This window comes from Chthoniobacter sp., from assembly GCF_040003245.1.
Classification (GTDB): domain Bacteria; phylum Verrucomicrobiota; class Verrucomicrobiia; order Chthoniobacterales; family Chthoniobacteraceae; genus Chthoniobacter.
On record NZ_JBDUCX010000026.1, the window covers coordinates 1 to 12568 of the forward strand.

The following is a 12568-nucleotide window of genomic DNA, read 5'->3' on the forward strand; positions in this document are numbered from 1 at the left end:
CACCTGGCGCGTGGGGACACGCGCCCTACAATGTCTCTCCGGCACTTACCCGTTCCCTACCTTCGAGCCCGCTTTTCAGGGCAAATGTTCACCGAGTCTCAGTGAACCTTCGTTTTGCAGTCGACGTTCGAGGTTCTCTTTGGCCTGCCGGTTGATGATGGCATCGATACTATTGCGGTCCGCGCCGGCTTTCGCCGCCGCGGCTTGCTGGGCAAGCGCCTGCTGTAAACGGGCGTTATTCTGCGCGCCGAGGGGATCGCCGAGGCGCGCGCCCCGGGTGTAGGCCTGCTCGGCCCCCTGGACGTTGCCGCCCCACTGCAACATCGTGCCGAGATTGGTCCACGCCTCCGCCCAATTGGGATTGAGTTGCACCGCCTTTTGGTAGGCGGCGACGGCGGGTTCGGCTTGCTCGAGCCGGGCATAACCGTTGCCGAGGTTGTACCAGACTGTGGCGTTATCCATCTTCACCGCCAGGTCCTTCTCGTCATTCAGCGCATTGTAGGCGTCCTGCCAGCGCGCCATCTCGGCATACGCCACGGCGAGATTGTTGTAATAGTTCGGCTGGTTTGGGTTGAGCTTGATCGCCTTGGAAATCGCGCCGACCGCGTCCGCGCTTTGCTTGAGCTGGAGATAGGTGACGCCCAGCGCATGCCAGCCCGGCGCCTGGTTCGGGTTCAGCTCAAGCGACCGCTGCATCGGCGCGACGGCTCTGTCCGGCTGATGCAAATAATTGCCGTAGACGACGCCGAGATACGACCACGCCTCCGCGCTATTGGGCTCGGCCTGCGACCACACCGTAGCGTACTGCAAAAGCCCCTGGTAATCCTTCGCCTGGACATAGGCATTCGCCCCCCGCGCGGAATAGCTTTCCGCGCGTGCCGCAATCGCCGACAGCAGGCCCACCGCCAGCATCGCGAGAAATCGGAATTGGGCTTTCATGAGTTAGGTAGTCTTCACGAATTGGCCGCGATGCCGCTCTCGTAGGTAGCGCGAGCGCCGAAAGCCAAATCCCGGTAGGGAAGCCGCGCCGCCGGGTTCCCTCGCATGTGGTGTGGAAACGTGGTGGGTGGCGGGACGACCCAAGGGTAATTCCGCGAACCGGACTGGCTGCCACCGCCGCTTTTCCGCACACCCAAAAGTGGGAACCCGCGGCGCGGCTTCCCTACCGACGTTTGGCTTTTCGGCGCTCGCGCTATGGACGAGTGTCTTCATGGTAAAAGAGAGCGGGTGATCACCCACTTGAAACAGCGAAGAGGCAACTGGTCGTCGAGGGCCGCGGCTTGCTGTTTCAAGACTTCCAAGCTCATGCGCTTATTGTATCACGGTGACCGGTTGCCGGTAAATTAGTTATTTTCCTCGTTCGCCTGTTTCCCGTCTCCTCCTACACCCTACAACGTTCTCAATTTAAGGGATTTGAGGAGGCGCTCGATGGCGGCGAGGTCTTCCGGGCGTTGGAAGCGAATATGGATGGAGAAAGGTTTTTCGCCGGCGGCGAGGCCGAAGGACAGATGGCCGGGGCGATGGTCGTGGAAAGAGGGATCGTTGGCCGTGCGGATGGCGGCGTAGGCGAGATGGTGTTCGTCCTCGAGGTACATATTGACCTTCCAATTCTTCCGCGCCTCCGTGGACCAGGCCGCGACGGCTTTTTCGAGATCGGTTTGCAGTTCCCGCGGCAGCGCGCCGCTGCCGCTTTCAAAACTGACGCTGAAACTCGGGCATTCGAAGATTTCGATGGTGCTGCCCTCCCCGGCCTTGGCCCCGTCGGTGCTGCGGACCATGGCCGCCGGAGCTTGGAAAGTGGCCCAGGCCCCCGTGACGGAATGCCAGTCGGAGTCCGCCGCGAGGGCCCGCAGCGCGAAGATGAGGGGCAAGAAGATCGCGCCGGCGAGGCGAAGCCTAAAGATGGGGCGGTGCATGGCGGCTGACGGGAGGTTCAGAACAAGATGGAGAACAGATAGCGCATGGCGGTGATCTCCGGGGAGCGCGCTCGTCCCGAGTGTTGGCGAAGGCGTCCCGCCTTCGCGGACTTTCTAACGTGTCTTCACCAAGGAGCAACATCATCGGGGCCGCCACGCGCGACCAAGTTCATTTCAGCGGGACGCTGAAACCAGCACTCGGGACGAGTGCGCTCCCCGCAGTTTTGCGGCGACGCTTCCATGTGTCCGCCGTTACTCATTCTTCCGATTGAGGAACTGTCGGCTTTTGGCGATATCGAGGATGGCCACGGAAAACCGGTCGTCCGACTTGGCCAGATCGGTGCGCATGGAGTCGAGGAGCGGTTTGTCGGTGAGGATGATGGTGCGGCCGAGGGCGTAGCCGATGAGTTTGCGGCAGAAGTTGTTCGTGAACTCGGTGTCGCGCTGGGTGAGGAACTTTCTCAGGCCGTCGATGCCTTGGAAGGTGGTGCCGTTCTTGGAGGTGCCGGTGTTATCGATGGCGAGGCCGGCTTCATCCACGGTGCGGGCGCGGCCGATGGGGTCGAAGCCTTCCAGGGCGAAGCCGAGGGGGTCGATCTTGTCGTGGCAGACGGAGCAGGCTTTGTCCTGGCGATGGCGCTCGAGGCGTTCGCGCAGGGTGGAGGCTTTGCTCACGCTGTCGTCGAGCTTGGGGACGTTGTTTGGCGGCGGCGGGGTGGGCGTGCCGAGGATGGAGGTGAGCAGCCAGTTGCCGCGCAGCACGGGGCTGGTGCGGTGGGGAAAGGAATTCTTCGCCAGCAGGCAGCCCATGCCGAGCACGCCGCCGCGCTGGTACTGCGCGACTTGCACCTGGCGAAACTCGCTGCCGGTGACGCCGGGGATGCCGTAGAAGGTGGCCAGGCGGTCGTTGAGGAAGGTGTAATCGGCGGTGACAATCTCGCGCAGCGGGCGGTCTTCGCGGATGAGGTGGGTGAAGAATTCCACGGCCTCGCGATACATGTCGTGCTTCAGCTCGGGCGTGAACTCGGGGAATTTGTTGCCGTCGATGTTGGCCTTCGTTTCGAAGCTGTTGAACTTGAGCCATTGGCCGGCGAATTCCTCGGCCAGCGCGCTGGAACGCGGGTCGCGCAGCATGCGCTTGGTCTCGCGGGCGAGGACCTCGGGCTTGAGCAGCGAGCCATCGGCGGCGGCAGCGCGCAGGGTGTCGTCAGGCGCGGAAGCCCAGAGGAAATAGCTGAGGCGCGTGGCGAGTTCCCAAGCGGTGAGGGGCTGCACGCCGGGATCGCTGGCGCTCTCCAGCTTGAAAAGGAATTGCGGCGAGACCAGCACGCGCACGATCACTTCGCGGCCGGCGGATTCGCGGTCGAGCTCGCGGGCGCGGGCGGCATCGTAGAGCGCGGCGATTTGCTTGCTCTCGTCGTCGCTCAGCGGATGGCGCCAGGCGCGGGTGGCAAACTCAGCGAGGTCCTTCTTCTCCGCGGCGTCCCAGTCCTTGCCTTGCTGGGCGTTGGGCTGCGGGTTGCGCACGAATTTCCAGTCGAGCATCATCTTCTCCCAGTGCGCTTTTTCCTCCGGGGTGATGACGCCGAGGAGTTGCTCGTCGCTGAGGTAGTAGACGCTGGCCGATTTGCCGTTGCGCTGGAAGTTGCGCGACACTTCCTCCAGCCGGCGCGCGTACTCGTCGGGGAAGGCGACCTTCATGATATTGAACTCATGGCCGAGGCGCGCAATGGCGCTGCCGTGGAGTTTCCAGACGGTGAGGAGGCCGGGGAGGACCTTGGTCGGGTCGGGCGGCGTATCCGTGGTCGCCATCCACTGGACGCTGGCGGCCTCGGCGTCGGGACCATCGATGTCGAGCTTGCCGCCGCCGAAGAATTGCGACGCATCTTCCGGCAGCGGGAGAGTGATGACGGTGGGCGCTTGCACCACGATGGCGTCCGGCTTGGCCGTGCCGCCGCGCGGATCCTTGCCGAACTTCGCCAGCACGGCATCGGCTTCCGCGAGGCGGGCATTGAGTTTCGCGGCGTCAGCACCCGGCTTGGTGAGCGCGTCCTTGTCGGCGGCCTGCCGCGCCTTGAGCCAATCGAGATACAGTTCCTTTTTCTTGCCGTGCTGGAGGGTCAGGCCGTCGAAGGTCACCCAGTCGCCCTTGTTTCCATCGGCCACGTCGCCGAGCACGATGTGCACGGCGGGTTTGCCCTTCACGTCGGTGCGAAATTCGTAGCGATGAATGCCGTCGGAATCCTGCTGCCGGCGCTGCACGCCGCCGCCGGGATTTTTCGCCGGCCCGAGCCACGAGCGCTGCGCTTCCTGGATGGCGACGATCTTTTCGCTCACGGGTACGGGGACTTCCTTGGGCTTGGCGGCATCGGGCGGGGGTAATTCCCGCCAGCCGACGCGGGTGAGATCGAGGTAGCGCGACTCGGGCTTCAGGCTGTTCAGCAAGTCCCACCAGTTTTGCAGGAAGGCGAGGCGGAGGTTGCCGTCCTTGGCGAGCTGCTCGAGCGAGGTGGCGCCGGTGAGGTCGTGGTGTTTCCACTTCCAGCAGGCGGTCATGTACTCGGCCTCGCGGGCGTCTTCGCCATCCTTCGGCAGGATCGGCTCGGCCATTTTCTGATACCACACGTAGAGCGATTGCTCGGCCTGCGCCTTGACCTGCACGGGGCCGCGGAGGCCGACGCGTTGCGGGCTGAAGGTGATGCCGGTGCCGGGCATGATCGTGGCGTGGTCCGCCAGCTTGCGGGCGGCGGAGAAATATTTGTCGAGCCCCTGCGGGCTGACGAAGAGGACGTCGCCGACGTTGGAAAAGCCTTCACCGCCGCCGCCGTCGGGCGCGAATTCCCGGGCCAGTCCGAGGTCGACGCCGGTGAGGTCACGGATGGTGCGGTCGTACTCGATATTGGTGAGCCGGCGGATGGTGACGGTGCCGGGGTCGCCGGCATTGGTGCGGATGGCGTCGTCGAGCGAGTGCTTGAGCCACAGGAGCGTGAGGTTCTTCTCGCCGTCGGGGAGCGGCGGCTTGTCGTCCGGCGGCATATCGCCCGAGGCGATCGCTTCCTTCACCTTCTCCCACATCTCAAATTCGGTGGTGAGCTTCGGATCGCCATCGAGCTTCTTCAGGTCGACGCCGCCCTTGGTCTTCTTGCCGCCGTGGCAATCGTAGCACTTTTGCTCGAGGAGTGGGCGCACGTCCTTCCAGGCCTCCGTCGCGGTGTCGGCCTGCGCGTGGGTGGCGAAGGCGAGGAGCGGCCAGAGGGCGATCGGCAGAAAGAGGGAATGGCGGTGATGGAGCATGAACGGGGACGCCTTGGAGGCATCGGAGGACTACGACCTTAGAATACGCGATTTCTTAGCGTTTGCATCCGGGGACGGCCATGGGAAGAGGTGGCTCCATTGGCTGGGTGGGCTCCATTGGTTCTATGGGCTCCGTTGGCTCCATTGGTGAAAACACCCTATTTGCGCCCAAAAATGTCGATTTCCAGTCAGCCCTTCCAGGCACGACCCTGACCGCATTTCTCTCCCCTCTCGTTGCCAAAGCCGGTAACCTTCGATCTCTTCCCTTACCCCTCCCCCCATGAAACTTGACCACTTCCTTTTATTCCCATTCCTCGCGCTCCTGGGCGGCCTGGCCGTCGCCGCGGATGCACCCTCACCGAGCATCGCCAAGAAGGGCGCGCTGATTTTCTCCGACGATTTCGACCGGACGGAACTCGGCGACAAATGGCACGTGACGACGCCGACCATCGCGATCGCGGATGGCGTGTTGCGCTGCAGCCAGACGAAGCCCGAGCACGGCGCGGTGGGCCGGGTGGATATCGGGCAGAAGGATCTCGTGCTGGAGTTCAAATTCCGCTTCGAAGGCGCGACGAACATCAATGCGGTGTGCAATGACCGCGCCTACAAGGAGGGCCACGCGGGGCACATCTGCCGGGTGTCGCTGTCGCCGCGGGGGATCATGCTCGGCGATGACAAGGAACGACTGACGAAGGCCATCGAGGAGATGCAAAAGGATCCGGCGCGCAAAGCGGAGGTGGCCAAATTGACCGCGGGGCGCACGGCGAACTTCCCGGTGAAACTGGAAGAACACCGCTGGTATCAATTGGCGATGGAAGTCGTGGACGACGAGCTGCGGGTGAGTCTCGACGGACAGCCGGTCGGCCTTTTGAAATCGTCGGGCATCGCACATCCGATGAAGAGCGACTTCCATTTCACGGTTAGCGGCAACGCCACGCAGTTCGCGCTCTTCGACGACGTGCGCGTGTGGGCGGTCGGCGAATCCAAAAAGTGACGCCGCGCCGCGGAGCAAGACCTACCGCTTCCGCGCCCGATACTCGCTGGGGCGCCAGCCGACCCATTTCTTGAAGGTGGTGGAGAAGACGAAGGGATTGGCGTAGCCGACTTCGCCGGCGACGGTCTCGACCTTGTCATCGGTCGTAGCGAGCAACTTGGCGGCGCGTTGCATGCGCAGGAAGATAACGTGGTGCATGGGGCTGCGGCCGAGCTCGCGGCGGCAGAGGCGGCGCAGGTGCTCGGTGCTGAGGTGACAGTGGCGCGCGAGGCGGTCGAGCGACCACGGTTCGCCGAGGCGCGCGGCGACATGCTCCCACAGGTGGCCGAGGCGGTCGTCCGTCTGCCACGGGCGGGCAAAGCGCAGCACGTAGGTGTGGATCAGCTCCACCCAATGGCTGACCGCCGCCGGCGCGGTCTGGCTCTGCATCTCGGCGAAGAGTCCCTGCACTGCGGCGTGGAGCGGTCGGGGATCAAAGCGAGCGAGCGCCGGAGAAGAAGACGAGATCACGGGCTTCTGGTCGGGTGGCTGTTGATAGCGCACCCAGGTGAATTCCCAGCGTTCGCCGCGCACCGCACGAAAGGCGAGCAACGCGTGTGGCGGCGCGAGACAGGCCCAGCCTTCGCGGCAGGTCTGCCAGCGGCCATCGAGCAGGATCTGCCCGCGCCCGGCCGAGCAGGAGAGCAGATACGTCCCACTCAGATCCATCCGCACCATCTCGTAGGGCGCCGCCGCATCCGCGAGCCCGACGTGCGCGATGTGATGCAGCGCCAGCGCCGGACATTCCTGCGCGCGCACCTTCGCCTCGATGGTCTCGGCGCCGATGACATGGGTCTCGGTGAGTGGGTTTGGGGGCATCATCGCGGGAGGGACAGTTACCCGAGGAAGGCGTCCTTCGCCAGCTTCTCCAGCCTCCATGTGCGTTCGCGATAGGCGATGGTGCTCTTTGCACATGCCACCCGGCCCAATCTCTGCCATGCTCGGTGGTCTCCCCATTGAATCCCGCCACCCCCGATTTATGAAACGTCTCTTTGCGTTCCTGCCCCTGTTCCTTTTCTTTTCCCTGGCGTTCGCGCAGGCCGATCCGTTGCGCGTCTTCATTCGCGGCGGCAAGAAAACGCACGGTCCGAACGCGCACGAGCACGAACGTTTCCTCAATGACTGGAAGGTGCTCCTCGCGCAGCGCGGGATGAAAGCGGATGGCGCGATGGATTTCCCGACCGCCGATCAACTCGCGCAGACGGATGTCCTGGTGATGTACGCGCAGGACGCGGGGAACATCACGCCGGAACAGCGGCCGATCCTCGAGACCTTCATCAAGCGCGGCGGCGGCATCGTGGTCATTCACACCGCATCGGTGGCAAACAAGCCGGACACGTCGCCCTATTGGAAATCGATCATCGGCGGTTCGTGGGTGCAGGGGCAGACGAAGTGGAAGGAAGGCCCGATGGATCTCTATTACGTGGAGAACGAGCGCATCGGCGGCGGGCATCCGATCACCAAAGACGCGGCGAACTTCCACCTCGACGACGAGATCTACTACGACATGGACATCTCGCCCGACGTGCGCGTGCTCGCGACGGCTTACACGCCGAATGTGAAGGAAGGCAAGAAAGCGGCCGACGGCGGCAAGGCGAACATCTACGACATCCAGCCGCAGATGTGGACCTACGAGCGCACCGCGGAAGGCGGCACGAAACCGTATCGCGCCTTCGTCACGATCCCCGGCCATCTCTATTCCACGTTCGAGCTGCCGCAGTATCGCGCGATCCTGCTGCGCGGCATCGCGTGGGCGGCGCATCACGAGAATCTCGATGAGTATTGCCACAAGGAGGAACTCGCCGCGCTCACCTATCCGGTCGGCGGGCCTTCGCGGCCCGCGGATGAGCTGGCGAAACTGGAGGTGCATCCCGATTTCAGGATGACGCTCGTCGCGAGCGAACCGCTGATCACCAAGCCGATCTGCATCGACTGGGATCCAGCGGGCCGCCTCTGGGTTGCCGAGTCGCCGGAGTATCCGAATGGAAGGCGCGGCATGCGCCCGGATTATCGCGGCAAGGAATGGAAAGACCACGGCGGCATCGATCCCGATCCCGGCCAGCAGGAGCGCAAGGGGCTCGACAAGATCAGCATCCTCACCTCGAGCAAAGGCGACGGCGTGATGGACACGAAGCAGGTCTTCTACGAGGGCCTCGAACTCGTCACCGGCTTCGTCTTTTACCAGGACGGCGTGATCGTCACGCAAGCTCCGGACATTCTCTTCATCCACAACCCGGGTCCCGACGGCAAAGCGCGCAAAGTCGAGAAGCTCTACACCGGGCTCGGCACACGCGACACGCACGCGGTGATCAACAACCCGCGCTGGGGCTGGGACGGCTGGATCTATGCGACTCACGGCTACAGCTCCTCGCAAAACGTGACCACCGGCGATGGCTCGGAAGGCTTCGGCACGATCGGCAGCGGCGTGGTGCGCTTTAAGCCCGATGGCTCGGCCATCGAGCAGTATTCCTCGAAGGGCGGCAACACCTGGGGCCTGCAAATCACCGGCGACAATCGGGTGATGTGGACGCAGCCGACGAGCGGCCAGTTGCTCATGCAGACGCTATTGCCCGAGAGCACGCTCGCACGTGGCAAGATCGGCAACACGCCCAGCTTCAATGTCGTCATCAAGTCGGACAAGACGTTCCCCGCGATGGACTGGGACCAGATCGCCTACAAGCAAATCGATTTCGTCGGCTCCTTCACGGCGGCCGCCGGCTGCGCGATCTACGATGGCGGCTCCTGGCCGGCGGAGTGGAATGGCAGTTACTTCTGCACCGAGCCGACGATCAACATCGTGCACCAGCGTTTCCTCGATCCACAAGGCAGCAGCTACACGGCGCACAAACAACCGGGCCGCGAGGAGACGGAATTCATTCGCAGCAAGGACATGTGGTTCCGCCCGATCGAGGCCCGCATCGGCCCCGACGGCGCACTCTATGTCCTCGATTTCTATAACCAGGCGGTGATCCACAACGACACGCGCGGCCCCGATCACAATAACGTCAACGCCGCCGTGCGCCCTGATCGCGACCATTACTTTGGCCGCATCTGGCGGGTCGATCACAAGGACGCAAAGAAGCTGGCGGTCCCCGACTTGTCGAAAGCCAAACCCGCCGAGCTGGTGAAAGCGCTGGAGAGCCCCAACCGGGTGGTGCGCATGACTGCCCACCGGTTGTTGCAAGAACGTCCCGAGCCTTCCGCGACGACCATCGGTGCCAGCGGGAAACTCTCCAACGAGGAGAATCGCGCCAACCTCAACGCCGGCGAGACCGTCCTCCAAGCGCGGGCCAACCAGGCCTATGGCACGAGTGCCCTCGAAAGGCTCATCGGCGATACCAAGGCGTCCACCGACGCGCGGGTGGCGGCACTCTGGACGTATGCGGTGACGTGGCCCTTGAGTGAAGAGCCATTCACGCTGGCCCAAAATGACAAGGATCCAGTCCTGCGCCGCAATGCCGCGCAAACGCGCGATGTCTGCTTTTCTTTCGCCCGAGGCGAGGCCTTGATCAAAGCCGTGGGCGATCCCGATGCAACAGTGCGCCTCGCCGTGCTGCGCGCCCTCGGTGAAGGTTTGATCCAGCACGATTCCGATGGCGTGGCTCACGATAAAAATCGCGCCGTGGCGGAGGCGGTCGTCCGGTCCTGGTCGAAGTTCGATGATGATTTCCAACGCAGCGCGGCGATCGGCGTGGCCGCGCACGATCCGGCTGCGGCTATCTCCCTGGCGCTCGAGAGCGCGGAGGCGCCGGCGCTCACCCCGCTGGTCAATGCACTCACACAGAACATCGATGCGAAGGCTGCGGGTAAGCTGGTGGCCGTGCTGGCCGATAAGCCGGCGAGTGCGGATGCGCTCAAGCGCGACATCCTCCGAAGCCTGGGCCGCTCGGTGAAAGACGCGCCGGCGATGACGCCGGAGCTTTCCGGTGCGCTGGCCAAATTGTTGGGCAGCCGCAGCACGAGTGGCGAGGCCCTGCCGCTCGCGGCGAAGTGGGACAAGACCGGTGTGCTCAAGCCGCAGGTCGCCCAGCTTTCGAGCGAGCTGCTGGCCACGCTCAAGGACAGCAAAGGCGCGGGAGATTTCCGGATCGACGCGGCGCGCAGCCTGATCGGCCTGCGGGGCATGAACCCGGGCATCATTCCGACGATCGTCGCGCAACTCGGTGGCCCAACTGACGCGGATGTGCAGCATGCGTTCGTTGGGGTGCTGGCGGATACCGACGATCCAAGCGTGGGTCCTGCGCTGGCCGCGGTCTATGGGAAGTTGCCCCTCCAGGCGCAAGTCGGTGCTTTTGAAGCGGTGCTCAAGCGCGCGGATTGGACGAATGCTTTCCTCGACGCGATCAAGGCGAAGCAGATCGATTTTGCGATGCTCGGACCGGCGAACGCTTTCCGGCTGCGCGCGCATCCCGACAAGGCGGTGGCCAAGCGGGCGAGCGCGTTGTTCGATGAATTGAATCCGCTCGTGAAGGCGAAGAAGGACGCGATCGCGAAGCTGCTACCCATCGCCGAGCAGAAGGGCGACGCGGAGCGCGGCAAACAGCTCTTCACGACGACCTGCACCATCTGCCACAACTTCCACGGCGCGGGCGCGGAGATCGGGCCGATCCTCACCGGCATGGGCACGCACGGCGCGAATGAATTGCTCACCGCCATCGTCGATCCGAATGCGGAGGTCGACCCGAGCTTCGTGCAATGGAACATCGAGACGAAGGACGGCCAGGCGTACGCGGGCGTGATCGCCGCGGAGAATCCCGCGAGCATCACGCTGAAGAGTCTCGCCGGCGTGCAACAGGTGAAGACGGCCGACATCAAGTCGCGCGTCAATACCGGCCGGTCGCTCATGCCCGAGGGCTTCGATGGCCTCGGTGGCGAAGCGCTGCGCGACATCATCACCTATTTGCAGAGCGTGGACGGCGCGCACTTCCGCACGCTCGATTTGCGCAATGCGTTCACGGCCTCGACGAGCGGCGGGCTGTATAACTCGCAAGCCGGGACGAAGGATACTTTCGACTTTATCAAGACGGGCACGGTGACCGTCGAAGGCGTGCCCTTCAGCATCGTCTCGCCGGAGAAGGTGGTGGGCGGCGGGAACATCGTCGTGCTCGAGGGCGGGCCGGAGAAGGCGTTTTCGAAGACGCTGCCGCAAAAGGTGGAAATCAAAGTCGGCGGGTTCAAGGCGAACCGGCTGCACTTCCTCGGCGGGGTGACCGGTTGGGGATTCAATGGCGGCGGCGACACCAGCGACGTACTGACCGTCACGATTCACACCACGCAGGGCCAGCGCGAGACGCTGCTGTGCAAGAATGGCGTCGAGTTCGCCGATTACATCCGGCGCATCGACGTGCCGGGTTCGAAGTATGCCGAGGGCATCGTGAAGAATCACCAGATGCGCTGGTTCACCAAGCAGTTGAGCGGGCCGATCGACATCGATCGCGTCACGCTGGAGAGCCCCGATGGTCACGCCGCGCCGACCATCGTCGCCATCACCGCTGAACTCGCCGATGCGAATGCTCCGCAAACGACGTCTGTGGCCCCGGCCAGCAAAGTCGGCTCCGGTACGCTTATTCTCACTCCCGATTCCGTGGCCGCCGCTCTCAAGGCGGAAGACGCGAACTTCAAGCCGCAGTTCGATGACGCCGTGCCGCAGCCTCCGGCCACACGCCCCGCGAATGGCCCGCGCGTCTTGATCGTGGGTGGAGGTTCATCGCACGACTTTGTGAAATTCTTCGGCGGCACCGACAAAGCGACCCTGGCCCCCGGCGCGGGCTGGGTTAATTTCACGCAGAACGCCAATGGGGTCCCGGCGATCCTCGACCGCGTCGACGTGCTCGTGTGGAGCGCGAATCAGCCCGTGAGTTCCGCGACGTGCAAGGCGCTGCTCGATTTCGCAGACAGCGGCAAAGGGATCGTCGCGCTGCATCCGGGCACCTGGTATGCGTGGAAAAACTTCCCCGCCTGGAATGCGCAAATCATCGGCGGCGGCACGCGCGGGCACGACAAGCTCGGGCCCTACACCGTGAAGATCACGAATCCCAATTCGCCGATCACCAAGGGCGTGACGCCGAGCTTCGAGATCACCGACGAACTCTACAATTACAACGCCGACCCCGCCGCCACACCAATCGAAGTGCTCGCCGAGGCGACCAGCCCGAATACCGGGAAGACCTTCCCGCAGGTCTTCATCGTCAAGCATCCGAAGTCGCGCATTGTCGGCATCACCCTCGGCCACGACGCCCGAGCTCACGATCTGCCGGAGTTCCAAACGCTGCTCAAGAATGCGGTGAACTGGGCCGGTTCGAAATAGTCCGCGATGGACATCCGA

Annotated in this window: 6 protein-coding genes; 2 read left to right on the forward strand and 4 right to left on the reverse strand. The window is 63.8% G+C overall.

The genetic code is table 11. The features are described 5' to 3' along the window. Positions 1-75: 75 nt before the first annotated feature. The 3 genes from ABJF10_RS05240 to ABJF10_RS05250 all read right to left on the reverse strand — a co-directional run bounded on the left by ABJF10_RS05240 (position 76) and on the right by ABJF10_RS05250 (position 5210). A complete protein-coding gene (locus ABJF10_RS05240; protein WP_348543473.1) occupies positions 76-939 on the reverse strand; it encodes a tetratricopeptide repeat protein in 864 nt (287 codons plus the stop codon). A 449-nt stretch (positions 940-1388) separates the two neighbouring features. Further along, positions 1389-1916, reverse strand: coding sequence for a hypothetical protein (locus ABJF10_RS05245; RefSeq protein ID WP_348543474.1), 528 nt, complete (start codon positions 1914-1916; stop codon positions 1389-1391). Positions 1917-2168: 252 nt separating this feature from the next. Further along, positions 2169-5210 carry a DUF1592 domain-containing protein gene (locus tag ABJF10_RS05250; RefSeq protein ID WP_348543475.1) on the reverse strand — a complete coding sequence of 1014 codons (3042 nt, stop codon included), beginning with the start codon at positions 5208-5210 and terminating at the stop codon, positions 2169-2171. Positions 5211-5490: 280 nt separating this feature from the next. Between ABJF10_RS05250 and ABJF10_RS05255 the strand changes: the two genes are divergently transcribed. After that, positions 5491-6204: a hypothetical protein gene (locus tag ABJF10_RS05255; RefSeq protein WP_348543476.1), complete on the forward strand. Its 714-nt coding sequence runs from the start codon at positions 5491-5493 to the stop codon at positions 6202-6204. Positions 6205-6225: 21 nt separating this feature from the next. Here ABJF10_RS05255 and ABJF10_RS05260 read toward each other — a convergent pair whose 3' ends face one another. Beyond that, complete coding sequence (locus tag ABJF10_RS05260; protein WP_348543477.1) at positions 6226-7065, reverse strand: AraC family transcriptional regulator; 840 nt, start codon at positions 7063-7065, stop codon at positions 6226-6228. A 157-nt stretch (positions 7066-7222) separates the two neighbouring features. Between ABJF10_RS05260 and ABJF10_RS05265 the strand changes: the two genes are divergently transcribed. Next, positions 7223-12550 (forward strand): PVC-type heme-binding CxxCH protein, encoded by a 5328-nt coding sequence (locus tag ABJF10_RS05265; protein ID WP_348543478.1) that lies wholly within the window; start codon positions 7223-7225, stop codon positions 12548-12550. Positions 12551-12568 lie beyond the last annotated feature (18 nt).